Genomic DNA, 16001 nt, shown 5'->3' with positions numbered 1-16001 from the left:
AAAAAGGCCGCATAGCGGCCTTTTTAGTTATACGCGTCATACTTTGCGTATCGTTAAATCACTCTTCTTTGGGCGTTGCGTTTTCAACCCGGCTTTTTAACTTCTGCCCGGGTCTGAAGGTCACCACGCGCCGTGCTGTAATGGGAATATCTTCGCCCGTTTTCGGGTTACGTCCCGGACGTTGATTCTTATCACGCAGATCGAAGTTACCAAAACCAGAGAGTTTTACCTGCTCACCGTTTTCCAGAGCACGACGGATCTCTTCGAAAAACAGCTCGACCAGTTCTTTGGCATCCCGCTTGCTAAGCCCAAGCTTATCAAACAGATATTCTGACATTTCAGCTTTTGTAAGCGCCATAGGTTCAATCCCTCAATGATGCCTGGAATCGCTCTTTTAATGCCTCTACACATTTGGCGACGGTAGCGGCAATCTCCTCTTCTTCAAGTGTACGGCTGGTATCCTGAAGGATCAGGCTGATAGCGAGGCTCTTATAACCCTCCGCAACACCCTTACCGCGGTACACGTCAAACAAGTTTACGCCAACTACCTGATTTACGCCAACTTTCTTACATTCGGATAAAATATCCGCTGCGGGAACGTTTTCTGCCACAACAACGGCGATGTCACGGCGGTTCGCCGGGAAGCGAGAAACTTCACGCGCCTGAGGCACCACGCGGTCTGCGAGCTTATTCCACTCCAGTTCGAACACCAGAGTGCGACCGTTCAGATCCAGTTTACGTTCCAGCTCAGGATGAACAACCCCAATGAAACCAATACGTTCACCTTTCAGATAAATCGCCGCAGACTGACCCGGATGCAGGGCTGGATTCGCTTCAGCTTTGAACTGGATGTCCGCCAGTTTGCCTGTCAGGTCGAGGACCGCTTCCAGATCGCCCTTCAGATCATAGAAATCAACCGTCTCTTTCGCCAGATTCCAGTGTTCATCATGACGGTTGCCGCAGATCACGCCCGCCAGCATCAGATCCTGACGGATCCCGAGGTTAGCCTGCGTATCCGGTACAAAACGCAAACCTGTTTCAAAAATACGCACACGGTTTTGCTGACGGTTTTGGTTATAAACCACCGTGGACAGCAAACCGGTCCACAGAGACAGACGCATTGCTGACATATCGATAGAGATTGGGCTTGGCAGCAGCAGCGCTTCTTCACCCGGATGCAGCAGCGACTGGACTTTCGGATCGACGAAGCTGTAGGTAATAACTTCCTGGTAGCCTTTGTCATTCAGCATGGTTTTTACACGTTTCAGCGATAAATCCGCTTCTCGATGCTCACCCATGATAAGTCCTGCCTGAATTGGGGTATTCGGGATATTGTCGTAGCCGTATACGCGGGCGACTTCTTCGACCAGGTCTTCTTCGATTTCCATATCGAAACGCCAGCTCGGCGCGGCAGCCTTCCACTCATCCTGCCCTTCCGTCACGTCACAACCCAGACGACGCAGAATGTCGCTCACCTGCTCATCCGCAATATGATGTCCGATCAGACGATCCAGTTTGCTACGACGAAGCGTAATGGTTGCGCGTTTTGGCAGCGTGTCTTCGTTCGTCACGTCAATGACTGGACCCGCTTCGCCACCGCAGATATCGATCAGCAGGCGCGTTGCACGTTCCATGGCCTTATGTTGCAGAGCCGGATCAACACCACGCTCATAGCGGTGAGAAGCATCGGTGTGCAGACCGTGACGACGTGCGCGACCGGTAATAGACAGCGGGCTGAAGAATGCACATTCCAGCAGGACGTTTTGCGTTTCATCATTCACGCCGGAATGTTCGCCACCAAAGATGCCGCCCATCGCCAGCGCTTTGTTATGGTCCGCAATCACCAGCGTATCCGCATTCAGCTTCGCTTCGCTGCCATCCAGCAATACCAGGGTTTCACCCTCTTTTGCCATACGGACAACAATTCCGCCTTCAATGCGGTCTTTGTCGAATGCGTGCATCGGCTGGCCCAGTTCGAGCAGCACATAGTTAGTCACGTCAACCACGGCATCGATTGAACGAATACCGCAACGACGCAGTTTTTCTTTCATCCACAGCGGTGTCGGCGCTTTAACATTGATGCCTTTAACCACGCGGCCCAGATAGCGAGGGCAGGCTTCTACGGCTTCGACCTGAATCGGCAGGACGTCGCTAATGGTTGCCACTACAGGCGCGATTTCCGGCTCAACCAGCGGAGCTTTGTTCAGCACAGCAACATCACGTGCGACACCGATAATGCCTAAGCAGTCGGCGCGGTTCGGCGTGACGCTAATTTCGATAGTGTTGTCGTCAAGCTTAAGGTATTCACGGATATCGGTGCCAATTGGCGCATCGGCAGGCAGTTCGATAATCCCGTTATGATCGTCGGAAATACCCAGCTCAGAGAATGAGCACAGCATACCTTCAGACGGCTCACCGCGCAGTTTTGCGGCTTTGATTTTGAAATCGCCCGGCAGAACGGCACCCACGGTTGCCACGGCCACTTTCAGCCCCTGACGGCAGTTTGGCGCACCGCAGACGATATCCAGCAGACGGTCGCCGCCTACATTCACTTTGGTGACACGCAGTTTGTCAGCGTTCGGGTGCTGGCCACATTCAACCACTTCACCCACCACAACGCCGTTGAACGCGCCGGAAACAGGTTCCACACCGTCAACTTCCAGACCCGCCATCGTAATTTGGTTTGACAGCGCATCGCTATCAATCGCCGGGTTAACCCATTCGCGTAACCACAGTTCACTGAATTTCATTGTATTACCCTGCCTTTATTTAAACTGTTTGAGGAAACGCAGATCGTTTTCGAAGAAAGAACGCAGATCGGTAACGCCATAACGCAGCATGGTCAGACGCTCCATCCCCATTCCGAAGGCAAAACCGGAGTAGATTTCTGGATCGATACCGACGTTACGCAGCACGTTCGGGTGAACCATGCCGCAGCCCAGTACTTCCAGCCATTTTCCGTTTTTGCCCATGACGTCAACTTCCGCAGAAGGTTCAGTGAACGGGAAGTAAGAAGGACGGAAACGAACCTGCAGGTCTTCTTCAAAGAAGTTGCGCAGGAAATCGTGCAGCGTACCTTTCAGGTTGGTGAAGTTGATATTGGTATCAACGATCAGGCCTTCCATCTGATGGAACATCGGGGTGTGCGTCTGATCGTAGTCGTTACGATAAACGCGGCCCGGGGCGATAATACGGATCGGCGGCTGTTTTTCCTTCATGGTGCGGATCTGCACGCCGGAAGTCTGTGTGCGCAGCAGACGCGTTGCATCAAACCAGAAAGTGTCGTGGTCAGCGCGCGCCGGGTGATGGCCAGGAATGTTCAGCGCATCGAAGTTGTGATAGTCATCTTCGATTTCCGGACCAGTCGCCACGGTAAAGCCCAGCTCACCGAAGAAACTTTCAATACGGTCGATAGTACGCGTTACCGGGTGGAGTCCACCATTTTCGATACGGCGTCCCGGCAGGGAGATATCGATAGTTTCTTCAGCCAGGCGCGCGTTCAGCGCGGCACTTTCTAATTCGGCTTTACGCGCGTTCAGCGCTTGCTGTACCTGCTCTTTGGCTTCATTGATTACCGCACCTGCTGCCGGGCGCTCTTCCGGTGGCAGCTCGCGCAGGGTTGTCATCTGAAGGGTCAGGTGCCCTTTCTTGCCCAAATATTCGACGCGGACATTGTCTAACGCGGCAACATCTGAAGCCTGGTTAATGGCGGCCGTTGCACTGGCAACCAGCTCTGCGAGATGTGACATGGTTTTCCTCGTTATGTTGCGATATTCACTAGTCGCTCGTATATACGCAAAATCATTCAAGTTGTATCAACGCTGCAAAAGAGCGAATGCAGCCAATACAGAGACAACTTGAAGGATGACGCGTATAAAAAAAGCCTCCACCAGGGAGGCTTTTAGGCGCTGTTTTCCGTTTCTTCTTTCACGCGCAAGCCTCCTGATTTCAGGTGCTAAAGTAAAAGAAGAAGCGGAAAATAGCAGCATTCATGCTTGCGTTACCTTGTGTGGTAAAAACCGGACAACCTTTATTGAAAAGGCTTACGGATAAATTGTCAACTAATTGATTGCACTACAAATAAAAGAGAGGGAGCCAGGCTCCCTCTTTTCACCGGCTTATGCCAGAGCTGCTTTCGCTTTTTCGACCAGAGCGGTGAACGCTACTTTGTCGAATACTGCGATGTCAGCCAGGATCTTACGGTCGATTTCAACAGAGGCTTTTTTCAGGCCGTTGATGAATTTGCTGTAAGAAATACCGTTCTGACGTGCTGCTGCGTTGATACGCGCAATCCACAGTTGACGGAACTGACGCTTCTTCTGACGACGGTCACGATAAGCGTACTGACCAGCTTTGATAACAGCCTGGAAGGCAACGCGGTATACGCGAGAACGCGCACCGTAGTAGCCTTTAGCTTGTTTCAAAATTTTCTTGTGACGTGCACGGGCAACTACACCACGTTTTACGCGAGCCATATGTGCTCTCCTGTCTCTATATTCTTAGTAAAAAAATGAATTAAACGTTAACGGCTTATGCGTACGGCAGGCACGCGATAACCAGACCCAGATCGCCTTTAGACACGAGGCCTTTTGGACGCAGGTGACGTTTACGCTTAGTAGATTTTTTGGTCAGAATATGACGCAGGTTTGCGTGCTTACGCTTAAATCCACCACCACCGGTTTTTTTGAAACGCTTAGCAGCACCGCGTACGGTCTTAATTTTTGGCATTTTAATAACTTCCACTTCGCATTGTTAATAAACGAAACGTAGGCGAACAACGGCTGTGGAACCCGTAGGCTCCACAGACATTGCTACTTGAAGGCCTTACTGTTTCTTCTTAGGAGCGAGCACCATGATCATCTGGCGGCCTTCGATCTTCGTAGGGAAGGATTCGACTACTGCCAGTTCACTCAGATCGTCACGGACGCGGTTGAGCACTTCCATACCGATCTGTTGGTGGGCCATCTCACGACCGCGAAAACGCAGCGTGATCTTAGCCTTATCGCCATCTTCCAGAAAGCGTACCAGGCTGCGGAGTTTTACCTGGTAATCGCCATCGTCGGTGCCAGGACGGAATTTAATTTCCTTAACCTGGATAACTTTTTGCTTTTTCTTCTGTTCCTTAGAAGACTTACTCTTTTCATAAAGGAACTTGCCGTAGTCCATAATACGACAAACTGGCGGTTCGGCGTTAGGGCTGATTTCAACTAAATCTACTCCAGCTTCTTCAGCCTTTTCGATCGCTTCTCTCAGACTCACAATACCCAAAGCTTCGCCTTCCAGACCTGTTAAGCGAACTTCCAGGGCGCGAATCTCGCCATTGATACGATTCGGACGTGCCGTTTGAACTCGTTTTCCGCCTTTAATACCTTATTCCTCCAGTTGTTGAAGACTGCGGCTGCGAATCTCTTGTTGCAGCTTCTCAATCACTTCATTTACGTCCAGGCTGCCCAAGTCTTTGCCACGACGGGTGCGCACGGCAACTTTGCCTGCTTCTACCTCTTTGTCGCCACAGACCAACATGTAAGGGACACGACGTAAAGTGTGCTCGCGGATTTTAAAGCCTATCTTCTCATTTCTCAAGTCTGCTTTTACACGAATACCCGCATTTTGTAGTTTCTGCGTTAATTCGTTGACGTATTCAGACTGAGAATCGGTGATGTTCATGACCACAACCTGAACCGGCGCAAGCCAGGTCGGGAAGAAGCCAGCGAACTCTTCGGTCAGGATACCAATGAAACGTTCCATCGACCCAAGAATTGCGCGGTGAATCATAACCGGCACCTGGCGTTCGTTGTTTTCGCCAACATAAGAGGCGCTTAAACGGGACGGCAGAGAGAAGTCCAGCTGTACAGTACCGCACTGCCATGCACGATCGAGGCAGTCATACAGGGTAAATTCAATTTTCGGACCGTAGAATGCGCCCTCACCCAGTTGGAACTCAAACGGGATGTTGTTTTCTTCCAGCGCAACGGCCAGGTCAGCTTCAGCACGGTCCCACATTTCATCGCTACCGATACGTTTTTCGGGGCGAGTGGACAGTTTGACGACGATTTTCTCGAAGCCAAAGGTGCTGTACATATCGTAGACCATACGAATGCAGGCGTTAACTTCATCGCGAATCTGCTCTTCAGTACAGAAGATATGTGCATCATCCTGAGTAAAGCCACGTACACGCATCAGACCGTGCAGCGCACCTGACGGCTCGTTACGGTGACAGCTACCAAATTCAGCCATACGCAACGGCAGATCGCGATAGGATTTCAGACCCTGGTTAAAGATCTGCACGTGGCCCGGGCAGTTCATAGGTTTAATGCAGTACTCACGGTTCTCAGACGAGGTCGTGAACATTGCATCTTTGTAGTTGTCCCAGTGACCTGTTTTTTCCCACAGCACACGGTCCATCATGAACGGACCTTTAACTTCCTGGTACTGATATTCTTTCAGTTTCGAGCGAACAAAAACTTCCAACTCGCGGAAGATAGTCCAGCCATCGTTATGCCAGAACACCATACCCGGTGCTTCTTCCTGCATATGATACAGGTCAAGCTGCTTACCAATTTTGCGGTGGTCTCGCTTGGCCGCTTCTTCCAGGCGTTGCAGGTAGGCATTCAGGGCTTTTTTATCGGCCCATGCAGTACCATAAATACGCTGCAGCATCTTGTTATTGCTGTCGCCACGCCAGTATGCCCCTGCGGTCTTCATCAGTTTGAAGTGATGGCAGAAACGCATGTTCGGCACGTGCGGGCCACGGCACATATCGACATATTCTTCATGATGGTACAAGCCAGGCTTGTCATCATGGGCGATGTTTTCATCAAGAATAGAGACTTTATAGGTCTCGCCACGCTTCACGAAGGTTTCGCGCGCTTCGTACCAGCTGACTTTCTTCTTAATGACATCGTAGTTTTTCTCAGCGAGCTCGTGCATCCGCTTCTCGAGCGCGTCGACATCTTCCTGGGTTAACGTACGGTCAAGATCGATATCGTAGTAAAAACCGTTGTCAACAACCGGTCCGATCGCCATTTTGGTGTTCGGCCAAAGTTGTTTGATCGCATGCCCTAACAGGTGCGCACAAGAGTGACGAATGATCTCCAGACCTTCTTCATCTTTCGCGGTGATGATGGAGAGTTTCGCATCATGTTCAATCAGATCGGAAGCATCTACCAGCTCACCGTTAACACGGCCAGCAATAGTCGCTTTAGCCAGACCTGGACCGATGTCCAGCGCAACATCCATGGGGCTTACAGCGTGGTCGTAATGGCGTTGGCTGCCATCAGGAAGAGTAATAACAGGCATGTTATATCCTTATTTGCAGTGGTGCCCCACACGTAAGAGCACATACAAAGATTCAATATTTAAAATTATCAAAAAGGTCTGGGCTGATTCCCGCTTCACTCTGCGAAATATGTCACAGGTCACCTGACTGGTAACACTGGACCTACGCCCGTTTTTTGATAACACCGTTTGACAGTGTACACGGCATTAGGATGCGATCAAAGCAACAATCAACGTGCACTCTATGATGTAAATCAATTCACTGACACCCTGACGTCTTTGTTACACTTGTAGAAAGTCATTTCACCGGAGCAGGAAAAAACAATGCCAACAAACCGCTTTGCGAAGAAACACTGGAAGATGGTGGTGATCCTGCTGGTTATTTGTGCGGCAATGCTGATGCTGCGTTGGGCAGCAATGATCTGGGGTTAAAATACTGGCCGCTTTTCTGGTTCCGTTGTATTTATCAATTAAATCGAATTCATCTGAAAAATAGCGAGTTATCGATAAGCATTAAAAATAAAACACAGATTAACTTTTAAATAAACTTAACGTTAATAGATAAAAGCCGGGCCAATTATTTGGCCCGGTTTGTCATTACATACGATAGCCGAGCGAAAGCGTCGTGCGGCGATCGGTATGTTCCGGCGCGGTTGCCGGCGGTTCGGAGTTCCAGGTGACGTTGTACGCGACCTTCAATCCAAAGTGTTCGTTGATGGCAACGTTTAAGGCCGTTTCAGAGTTAAGCGTTGTATCATCTGCACCAAATACCGACACACCCTGCGTAAACTTGGTGTTGTCCGTCATCTGCCACGCATAAGCCCCGGACGCATAACCTAACGGTTGCGTTTCAGTGGTGCCATCAGTGTGCTCGTCATAACGTACACCAGGACCGAATTCAAAGCGGAAACTGTGTACCGGTCCATTAAGAAACTGGCGACCATAACCGGCCGTTAGCACGTCACGCTCACGGTATCCGTTATAACGGTCTGTTAACCAACTGGCCTGGCCAAAGAGATAGTCATAGTCAGTCATGTTGTAACGACTACGACCACCTACAGCATATTTCTCAGATGAACGCTCATCATTTGAGGAGGTGTTGCTGGCATTTCCCCACAGAGACCACGCCGTAGATTGACCATACCAGGTCATGGTGGTGTCGGCGGTTAAAGAAGAACTTTTTGTGTTGCCTGACTGGGCAAGATATCCCGCGTTCAGGTTACCTTCAAAGGGTTTTTTCGCGCTGGAAGGGTCATCCATGACAGTAAAAACGGAATCATCGGCGGCGGCATGCATTGACGCAAACACGCACCCCGTCAGCAATACTGCTGCGGGCACTGTCTTCAAAAGCTTCATTTATAAAGAGTCCGTACAACAAAAAAAGAGACCATAACGGTCTCGGAAACTTTCATGTGGATCAATGACAAAAGACCCTTGAAAGGTAACAAATTATAAAAAGACTCGAATAACATAGCAATAAATTCTTATTTCATTTTTTGAATAAGAGCGTTCCTAATCCTTTATTTTATTTATATATCTTTGGCACGAGAATTTTAAATAAAGCTGCGAGAAATCATGTTGTTAATTACTTCACTTTCGTGGCGTTAAGTGCCAGACTGGGGTCAGCCTAACAGGAGGTAAAGATGGTACGTATCTATACGTTAACACTTGCGCCCTCTCTCGATAGCGCAACAACCACTCCACAAATCTACCCCGAAGGTAAACTTCGCTGTACCTCACCAGTTTTTGAACCTGGCGGCGGAGGCATCAACGTCGCCCGCGCCATTGCACATCTTGGCGGAACTGCAACGGCCATCTTTCCGGTCGGTGGTGCGACCGGCGAGCACTTAGTTTCTTTACTTGCCGACGAAAATGTTCCCGTCTCGACTATCGAGGCTAAAGACTGGACCCGACAAAATCTCCATGTCCACGTCGAATCCAGCGGCGAGCAGTATCGTTTTGTCATGCCCGGTGCAGCGCTGACTGATGACGAATTCTACCAATTGCAGGATCAGGTACTGGAAATTGAATCTGGTGCATTGCTGGTCATTAGCGGCAGTTTGCCGCCCGGTGTACAAATAGAAAAAATGACCCGGCTCATCACTACCGCACAAAAACAGGGGATCCGCTGTATTGTCGACAGCTCCGGTGAGGCGCTGACGGCGGCCATAGCCATCGGCGGTATCGAACTGGTAAAACCTAACCTCAAAGAATTGAGTGCGCTGGTGAAACGCGAACTCACGCAACCCGATGACGTCCGCAAAGCGGCACAGGAGATTGTACAAAGCGGCAAAGCGCTTCGCGTTGTGGTCTCTCTTGGGCCACAAGGGGCGTTGGGCGTCAATCAAGAAACGTGCGTCCAGGTCGTCCCTCCGCCGGTGAAAAGCCAAAGTACCGTTGGTGCAGGCGACAGTATGGTCGGCGCAATGACGTTGAAACTGGCAGAAAATGCCTCGTTTGAAGAGATTGTGCGTTTTGGCGTCGCTGCGGGTAGTGCAGCAACGCTGAATCAGGGCACGCGGCTGTGCGCATTGGACGATACGCAAAAAATATATTCGTATCTTGCCCGATGATGACGCACTCCCCCTTATCAGGCATAAGGGGGATTTACCCACAAAACTGTCGGCATACGTATTATGCGTCTATGATAAAAAATCATGTGATTACAAAGAAGTGAATCATGTAAAACCTAAAGTCGCAATTTCTCAGGGAGGTGTGGAAGAACGACATACAATTAATGCCTTTCCAGCGATGACGCGTCTATGGTGTGCGTCAGTTCGTGTTTTTTTACCGCATTCTTGCGCTAACCTTATGATCTGGCAGACAACATGGGGAGAGACATCATGTGGCAGGCTATCAGTCGTCTTTTAAGCGAGCAATTAGGTGAAGGCGAAATCGAACTGCGTAATGAACTGCCCGGCGGAGAGATTCATGCCGCATGGCATTTACGCTATGCGGGGAGAGATTTTTTCGTCAAATGCGATGAAAGAGAGCTGTTAACCGGCTTTACGGCAGAAGCCGATCAGTTGGAGCTACTTTCCCGCAGTCAAACTGTATCTGTACCGAAAGTCTGGGCAGTAGGCGCAGACAGAGATTACAGCTTTCTGGTGATGGATTTCCTCCCTCCCCGTCCGCTTGATGCGCATAACGCGTTTATTCTCGGTCAACAGCTTGCGCATTTGCACGAATGGAGCGATCAACCACAGTTCGGCCTCGACTTCGATAATGCACTCTCCACTACGCCACAACCCAATGCCTGGCAGCGTCGCTGGTCAACCTTCTTCGCCGAGCAACGCATCGGCTGGCAACTGGAACTTGCGGCGGAAAAAGGCATTGCGTTTGGCAATATTGACGCCATTGTCGATCATGTTCAACAACGACTCTCCTCCCATCAGCCACAACCTTCTCTCCTGCACGGCGATTTGTGGTCGGCAAACTGTGCGCTCGGGCCGAATGGCCCCTACATCTTTGACCCCGCCTGTTACTGGGGTGACAGAGAGTGCGATCTGGCAATGTTGCCGTTACATACCGATCAACCGCCGCAGATTTATGACGGTTACCAGTCTGTCTCGCCGCTACCGTTAGATTTTCTCGACAGGCAGCCTATCTATCAGTTGTATACGTTGCTGAATCGGGCAATTCTATTTGGCGGGCAGCACCTGGTGGTGGCGCAAAAAGCGATGGAAAGGTTACTGGCGGCTTAACGTATAAATAGCCCGAAGGCGGCTTTGCTTATCAGGCCTGACGCTTCACGTAGTCCAGGCCTGATAATATCGGACTTACAAAAATCCCAGTAATGAAAAGAAGAAATAGCCGATCACGATAACAATCACCGGCAAAATATAGAGCGGGAAGATTTGTAAAAAGATCGTATGATGTGGCACGACAATACGCGACTCAATTTGCTCACGCGATAACCCTTCACTGCCTTTTGCCTGTTCCAGAATCAACTGATCTTCAACGCCCTCACGTAAAAAACGCGCCTGACGACTCATTCTGGCGCCAGAGTCCTGCAATGCCAGACCGATGAATATCAGAATGAAAATCAACCAAAAAACAAGATTAAGTCCGGTCTGAAAATCCGGTGTCGGCGAGTTATACCAAAACAGATTAAGAAACGGCGTATTCACCCGCATCATGTCGATCATCACGTGGGCAAAATCGAGCATTACCGCATTAATCCCTTCCTGCTTTTCGCTGTGCGCGTACATAAACTTCAGTACTGAAACCAGTGTTGAAATCAGCGCCGGAATGAAAATTACCCATCCCAGCAACCTTTTCAAGACAGCAATGCGTCCAGCTTGTTGATACGTCATGAGTTCCCCTTGATAAAGACGTGTCATTTTGGCCTAAGTTTACCCGTTGATAACCGTTTTCGCCTGATCTTTAAAGGCGGTATACTGCTGAATTAGCCATAATGAACGCTCAGAGCCTGTTATGACTGGCTCTTAATCCCTTTTATCACCGTAAAGGAGAGGTTGTGATGTCAACCCCGCGTCAAATTCTTGCTGCAATTTTCGATATGGATGGATTACTGGTCGATTCTGAACCGCTTTGGGATCAGGCCGAACTGGATGTGATAGCAAGTTTAGGCGTTGATATCTCCCGCCGCCATGAACTTCCCGACACCCTTGGTTTACGTATCGATATGGTTGTTGATCTTTGGTTTGCGCAGCAACCGTGGAACGGTCCCTCACGTCAGGAAGTGACGGAACGCATCATTACACGGGCTATTGCGCTGGTAGAAGAAACACGCCCCCTGTTGCCGGGCGTTCGTGAAGCTGTGGCACTGTGCAAATCCCAGGGAATACGGGTAGGACTGGCCTCTGCATCACCGCTGCATATGCTGGAAAAAGTGCTGACCATGTTTGATCTGCGCGATAGCTTTGACGCGCTGGCCTCGGCAGAAAAATTACCATACAGCAAACCGCACCCGCAGGTTTACCTCGATTGTGCCCAGAAGCTGGGCGTATCCCCGTTATCTTGTGTCGCGCTGGAAGATTCCGTGAACGGGATGATTGCGTCGAAAGCAGCGCGAATGCGCTCAATTGTTGTCCCCGCTCATGAAAATCAGGATGATCCCCGTTTTGTGCTTGCCGACGTCAAACTGGCCTCGTTGACTGAGCTCACTACCGGGCATCTTCGCGGTTGATCTCCCGCCGGGCAATGACCATATTGCCCAATTTTCATTGCCCATTTTTCGCCCATCAATATTTTTGAAACGCAGTTTCATTTTAATTGTATTTTTGTTCAACCTCTTCTATTCTTCTCCTATTGCAAGGCATTAACAGTAAAAATAGCTGAGGTGTACATGGTTCTGGACGCGTTTCGTCTTGAGGGTAAAGTCGCAATCGTCACTGGTTGTGATACCGGGCTTGGACAAGGTATGGCCCTGGCGCTGGCTGAAGCCGGATGTGACGTGGTTGGCGTAAACCGCAAAATCCCGTATGACACCGAGGAAAAAATCACCGCAGTCGGTCGGCGTTTTATGGCCATTCAGGCCGACCTCAGCCAACAAGAGGCGCTGTCTGGCATAGTGACCCAAACTGTGGCCGCGTTTGGCCGGGTCGATATTCTGGTCAACAATGCGGGAACCATACGTCGTCAGGATGCGCTGGATTTTAGTGAAAAAGACTGGGATGACGTGATGAATCTGAATCTCAAATCCGTTTTTTTCCTGTCACAGGCAGTGGCGCGCCAGTTTCTGGTTCAGGGCAACGGCGGAAAAATCATTAACATTGCCTCAATGCTCTCTTTTCAGGGCGGAATCCGCGTTCCTTCCTACACCGCATCAAAAAGTGGCGTGCTTGGAATCACCCGCTTACTGGCTAATGAGTGGGCGGCTCAGGGAATTAATGTCAATGCCATCGCACCCGGTTATATGGCGACAAACAATACGCAGCAGCTGCGCGAAGACAGTACGCGTAATCAGCAAATTGTCGATCGCATTCCCGCAGGGCGCTGGGGAACACCGGATGACTTGCAAGGCCCGGTCGTTTTTCTCGCCAGCCAGGCTTCTGACTATATCAATGGTTACACGCTTGCCGTGGACGGCGGTTGGTTGGCGCGTTAATCGTGCACTTGTGACAAAGGGTTACAACGTCACCTCTTCCGCCTACTGTATAAAACCCCTATACTGTATGAATTGACAGTTCATTGGGTTTTATCATGACGGCGGAAGGCCACCTTCTTTTTTCTATTGCCTGTGCGGTATTTGCCAAAAATGCCGAGCTGACGCCCGTTCTTGCTCAGGGTGATTGGTGGCATATTGTACCTTCGGCCATTTTAACCTGCCTGCTACCCGATATCGATCACCCGAAATCCCTGCTCGGGCAGCGGCTGAAGTGGATATCAAAGCCTATTGCCCGGGCATTTGGCCATCGCGGGTTTACTCACAGCCTGCTGGCCGTCTTTGCCCTGCTGGCCACGTTTTATCTGAAAGTTCCGGATAGCTGGATAATCCCGGCCGATGCCTTACAAGGTATGGTTCTCGGTTATCTCAGTCACATTCTGGCTGACATGCTGACTCCGGCAGGCGTTCCCCTGCTTTGGCCCTGCCGCTGGCGTTTTCGTCTGCCCATCCTCGTGCCGCAAAAAGGCAACCAACTGGAACGGTTCCTGTGCATGGCGCTGTTTGCCTGGGCTATCTGGATGCCGCAGACCGTACAAGAGAACAGCGCGGTACGCTGGTCATCACAGATGATTAATACGCTGCAAATGCAGTTTAATCGTTTTATAACGCACCAGGTTGACTAATAAATCGGCCAAAATGTCATTTTAGGTATAAACAATTCCATTTGAATATAAGAGCCAAGTCACAGTTCTGCTAATCTTGCGCCAACAGAATCACCATTGCATGGTGATACGCATAATAAGATCAGGAGAACGGGGATGAACTTTCCATTAATCGCGAACATTATCGTGTTCGTAGTACTGCTGTTCGTGCTGGCGCAAGCCCGCCACAAACAGTGGAGTCTGGCCAAAAAAGTACTGGTCGGTCTGGTCATGGGCGTGGTGTTTGGTCTCGCCCTGCATACCATTTATGGCTCCGACAGCCAGGTTCTTAAAGATTCCGTACAGTGGTTCAACATTGTCGGCAACGGTTATGTCCAGTTGCTGCAGATGATTGTCATGCCGCTGGTATTTGCGTCTATTCTCAGCGCCGTTGCGCGTCTGCACAACGCCTCTCAGTTAGGTAAAATCAGCTTCCTGACCATCGGCACGCTGCTGTTTACAACGCTGATTGCCGCACTGGTCGGGGTTCTGGTAACCAACCTGTTCGGCCTGACCGCCGAAGGCCTGGTGCAAGGTGGTGCCGAGACTGCACGTCTGAACGCTATTGAAACCAACTATGTTGGCAAAGTGGCTGACCTCAGCGTTCCGCAGCTGGTACTGTCGTTTATCCCGAAAAACCCGTTTGCCGATCTGACCGGTGCTAACCCGACGTCGATTATCAGCGTGGTCATCTTTGCTGCATTCCTCGGTGTTGCCGCACTGAAGCTGTTGAAAGATGATGCGCCAAAAGGCGAGCGCGTATTAACGGCTATCGATACCCTGCAAAGCTGGGTGATGAAGCTGGTTCGTCTGGTGATGCAGTTGACGCCGTATGGTGTTCTGGCGCTGATGACCAAAGTGGTTGCCGGTTCCAACCTGCAGGACATCATTAAGCTGGGTAGCTTCGTCGTTGCTTCGTATCTCGGCCTGGGCATTATGTTCGTCGTACACGGCATCCTGCTGGGTATTAACGGCGTTAGCCCACTGAAATACTTCCGCAAAGTCTGGCCAGTACTGACTTTCGCCTTCACCAGCCGTTCCAGTGCCGCTTCTATTCCACTGAACGTTGAAGCGCAAACCCGCCGTCTGGGCGTCCCTGAGTCCATCGCCAGCTTTGCCGCCTCTTTTGGTGCAACGATTGGTCAAAACGGTTGTGCGGGTCTGTATCCGGCGATGCTGGCCGTGATGGTGGCACCAACTGTCGGCATTAACCCGCTGGACCCAATGTGGATTGCCACGCTGGTGGGTATCGTGACCGTCAGTTCTGCAGGAGTTGCGGGTGTGGGCGGCGGCGCGACCTTCGCGGCACTGATCGTACTGCCTGCCATGGGTCTGCCGGTCACACTGGTTGCTCTGTTGATCTCAGTTGAACCGCTGATCGATATGGGGCGTACTGCATTGAACGTTAGCGGTTCCATGACCGCTGGTACGCTGACCAGCCAATGGCTGAAACAGACCGATAAATCGATTCTGGACAGCGACGATCACGCCGAACTGGCGCATCGCTAAAAGCCTGTCTGCGCAAAACAAAAAACCGCCAGTGAGTTATGCTCCGGCGGTTTTTTTATATCCGATTAATCGCTCAGTTCGTTTTCCTGGCGAATCTGGTTAGCCCAGCGCTGGGCCGACTCCGGAACCGTAAATGCAGGCGAACGCTGAAACGCCTCCCCCATTAAGACAAAAGCGACATATTTTCCGCGCAGTATCCATACGTCACGAAACGCATCCATTTTCACCGCATGCTCTGGCGGAGCGGGCTCCACGCGAGGAACATAGCTGATGACCGGACGATTTTGTTGGCGAAGAGGTTTCATAATCAGTTGCTTCACTAAAGACAAATTCTAAAAATCTGAAAAACGCTATCTTAGCTGATTTTACCCCTGGACGGTGCAAAAACAGTGAATTCGTGAAGTGGGTGGCGATAATGGGGGGAACAGATAAGTTGCAGC

18 protein-coding genes and 1 other annotated feature are annotated in these 16001 nt (G+C 50.5%); of the genes, 7 read left to right on the top strand and 11 right to left on the bottom strand.

Annotated elements, in window-relative coordinates; all coding sequences use genetic code 11:
• Positions 1–58: 58 nt before the first annotated feature.
• The 8 genes from ihfA to thrS all read right to left on the bottom strand — a co-directional run bounded on the left by ihfA (position 59) and on the right by thrS (position 7299).
• Complete coding sequence (ihfA, locus tag FDX03_RS17695) at positions 59–358, bottom strand: integration host factor subunit alpha (RefSeq protein WP_003030571.1); 300 nt, start codon at positions 356–358, stop codon at positions 59–61.
• A gap of 4 nt (positions 359–362) precedes the next feature.
• Positions 363–2750, bottom strand: coding sequence for a phenylalanine--tRNA ligase subunit beta (gene pheT, locus FDX03_RS17690; protein WP_115602133.1), 2388 nt, complete (start codon positions 2748–2750; stop codon positions 363–365).
• Between the two features lie 15 nt (positions 2751–2765).
• Positions 2766–3749: a phenylalanine--tRNA ligase subunit alpha gene (gene pheS, locus FDX03_RS17685; protein ID WP_003832580.1), complete on the bottom strand. Its 984-nt coding sequence runs from the start codon at positions 3747–3749 to the stop codon at positions 2766–2768.
• Between the two features lie 124 nt (positions 3750–3873).
• Positions 3874–3998, bottom strand: a sequence feature (Phe leader region).
• Positions 3949–3993, bottom strand: a complete 45-nt coding sequence (gene pheM / locus FDX03_RS22750) for a pheST operon leader peptide PheM (RefSeq protein ID WP_001386830.1) — start codon at positions 3991–3993, stop codon at positions 3949–3951. It overlaps the preceding feature by 45 nt.
• Positions 3999–4118: 120 nt before the next feature.
• Positions 4119–4475, bottom strand: a complete 357-nt coding sequence (gene rplT / locus FDX03_RS17675) for a 50S ribosomal protein L20 (protein WP_003030578.1) — start codon at positions 4473–4475, stop codon at positions 4119–4121.
• Between the two features lie 55 nt (positions 4476–4530).
• Positions 4531–4728 (bottom strand): 50S ribosomal protein L35, encoded by a 198-nt coding sequence (gene rpmI / locus FDX03_RS17670; protein ID WP_003030583.1) that lies wholly within the window; start codon positions 4726–4728, stop codon positions 4531–4533.
• Positions 4729–4824: 96 nt separating this feature from the next.
• Positions 4825–5367, bottom strand: a complete 543-nt coding sequence (infC, locus tag FDX03_RS17665; RefSeq protein WP_048997935.1) for a translation initiation factor IF-3 — start codon at positions 5365–5367, stop codon at positions 4825–4827.
• Positions 5368–5370: 3 nt separating this feature from the next.
• Positions 5371–7299: a threonine--tRNA ligase gene (gene thrS, locus FDX03_RS17660; protein WP_040233697.1), complete on the bottom strand. Its 1929-nt coding sequence runs from the start codon at positions 7297–7299 to the stop codon at positions 5371–5373.
• 303 nt (positions 7300–7602) lie between these two features.
• On the opposite strand from thrS, the gene yniD reads away from it, so the two are divergent.
• Positions 7603–7710, top strand: coding sequence for a small membrane protein YniD (gene yniD, locus FDX03_RS17655; RefSeq protein ID WP_003030590.1), 108 nt, complete (start codon positions 7603–7605; stop codon positions 7708–7710).
• 165 nt (positions 7711–7875) lie between these two features.
• Here yniD and FDX03_RS17650 read toward each other — a convergent pair whose 3' ends face one another.
• On the bottom strand, positions 7876–8634 hold the full coding sequence (locus FDX03_RS17650; RefSeq protein WP_048211874.1) for a YdiY family protein: 759 nt from the start codon (positions 8632–8634) through the stop codon (positions 7876–7878).
• A gap of 287 nt (positions 8635–8921) precedes the next feature.
• Between FDX03_RS17650 and pfkB the strand changes: the two genes are divergently transcribed.
• Positions 8922–9851: a 6-phosphofructokinase II gene (pfkB, locus tag FDX03_RS17645; RefSeq protein WP_137346330.1), complete on the top strand. Its 930-nt coding sequence runs from the start codon at positions 8922–8924 to the stop codon at positions 9849–9851.
• A 270-nt stretch (positions 9852–10121) separates the two neighbouring features.
• Complete coding sequence (locus FDX03_RS17640) at positions 10122–10982, top strand: fructosamine kinase family protein (RefSeq protein ID WP_115643489.1); 861 nt, start codon at positions 10122–10124, stop codon at positions 10980–10982.
• A 75-nt stretch (positions 10983–11057) separates the two neighbouring features.
• Here FDX03_RS17640 and FDX03_RS17635 read toward each other — a convergent pair whose 3' ends face one another.
• Entirely contained in the window at positions 11058–11594 is a 537-nt protein-coding gene (locus FDX03_RS17635; protein ID WP_048211877.1) for a YniB family protein, read from the bottom strand.
• Positions 11595–11761: 167 nt separating this feature from the next.
• Between FDX03_RS17635 and hxpB the strand changes: the two genes are divergently transcribed.
• The 4 genes from hxpB to tcyP all read left to right on the top strand — a co-directional run bounded on the left by hxpB (position 11762) and on the right by tcyP (position 15561).
• Positions 11762–12430 (top strand): hexitol phosphatase HxpB, encoded by a 669-nt coding sequence (gene hxpB, locus FDX03_RS17630; RefSeq protein WP_137346329.1) that lies wholly within the window; start codon positions 11762–11764, stop codon positions 12428–12430.
• A gap of 159 nt (positions 12431–12589) precedes the next feature.
• Positions 12590–13351 carry a 2-dehydro-3-deoxy-D-gluconate 5-dehydrogenase KduD gene (gene kduD, locus FDX03_RS17625; protein ID WP_116360160.1) on the top strand — a complete coding sequence of 254 codons (762 nt, stop codon included), beginning with the start codon at positions 12590–12592 and terminating at the stop codon, positions 13349–13351.
• 83 nt (positions 13352–13434) lie between these two features.
• Complete coding sequence (locus FDX03_RS17620) at positions 13435–14034, top strand: metal-dependent hydrolase (protein ID WP_086523651.1); 600 nt, start codon at positions 13435–13437, stop codon at positions 14032–14034.
• A gap of 135 nt (positions 14035–14169) precedes the next feature.
• Positions 14170–15561: a cystine/sulfocysteine:cation symporter gene (tcyP, locus tag FDX03_RS17615; RefSeq protein ID WP_048211881.1), complete on the top strand. Its 1392-nt coding sequence runs from the start codon at positions 14170–14172 to the stop codon at positions 15559–15561.
• Between the two features lie 65 nt (positions 15562–15626).
• Here the strand turns inward: tcyP and cedA are convergent, their stop codons facing one another.
• The gene (gene cedA, locus FDX03_RS17610; protein WP_071887334.1) at positions 15627–15890 is read right to left on the bottom strand and encodes a cell division activator CedA; all 264 of its coding nucleotides are present in this window, start codon (positions 15888–15890) and stop codon (positions 15627–15629) included.
• Positions 15891–16001 lie beyond the last annotated feature (111 nt).

The sequence above is a fragment of the Citrobacter sp. wls827 genome (assembly GCF_005280875.1).
Taxonomy (GTDB): Bacteria; Pseudomonadota; Gammaproteobacteria; order Enterobacterales; family Enterobacteriaceae; genus Citrobacter; species Citrobacter youngae.
This window is presented reverse-complemented; position numbering and strand designations above follow the sequence as displayed.

Bases quoted from the DNA above. Each gene is read 5' to 3' on its own strand.
- ihfA (WP_003030571.1), bottom strand. From the start codon at position 358: ATGGCGCTTACAAAAGCTGAAATGTCAGAATATCTGTTTGATAAGCTT.
- pheT (WP_115602133.1), bottom strand. From the start codon at position 2,750: ATGAAATTCAGTGAACTGTGGTTACGCGAATGGGTTAACCCGGCGATT.
- pheS (WP_003832580.1), bottom strand. From the start codon at position 3,749: ATGTCACATCTCGCAGAGCTGGTTGCCAGTGCAACGGCCGCCATTAAC.
- rplT (WP_003030578.1), bottom strand. From the start codon at position 4,475: ATGGCTCGCGTAAAACGTGGTGTAGTTGCCCGTGCACGTCACAAGAAA.
- rpmI (WP_003030583.1), bottom strand. From the start codon at position 4,728: ATGCCAAAAATTAAGACCGTACGCGGTGCTGCTAAGCGTTTCAAAAAA.
- thrS (WP_040233697.1), bottom strand. From the start codon at position 7,299: ATGCCTGTTATTACTCTTCCTGATGGCAGCCAACGCCATTACGACCAC.
- yniD (WP_003030590.1), top strand. From the start codon at position 7,603: ATGCCAACAAACCGCTTTGCGAAGAAACACTGGAAGATGGTGGTGATC.
- FDX03_RS17650 (WP_048211874.1), bottom strand. From the start codon at position 8,634: ATGAAGCTTTTGAAGACAGTGCCCGCAGCAGTATTGCTGACGGGGTGC.
- pfkB (WP_137346330.1), top strand. From the start codon at position 8,922: ATGGTACGTATCTATACGTTAACACTTGCGCCCTCTCTCGATAGCGCA.
- FDX03_RS17640 (WP_115643489.1), top strand. From the start codon at position 10,122: ATGTGGCAGGCTATCAGTCGTCTTTTAAGCGAGCAATTAGGTGAAGGC.
- FDX03_RS17635 (WP_048211877.1), bottom strand. From the start codon at position 11,594: ATGACGTATCAACAAGCTGGACGCATTGCTGTCTTGAAAAGGTTGCTG.
- hxpB (WP_137346329.1), top strand. From the start codon at position 11,762: ATGTCAACCCCGCGTCAAATTCTTGCTGCAATTTTCGATATGGATGGA.
- kduD (WP_116360160.1), top strand. From the start codon at position 12,590: ATGGTTCTGGACGCGTTTCGTCTTGAGGGTAAAGTCGCAATCGTCACT.
- tcyP (WP_048211881.1), top strand. From the start codon at position 14,170: ATGAACTTTCCATTAATCGCGAACATTATCGTGTTCGTAGTACTGCTG.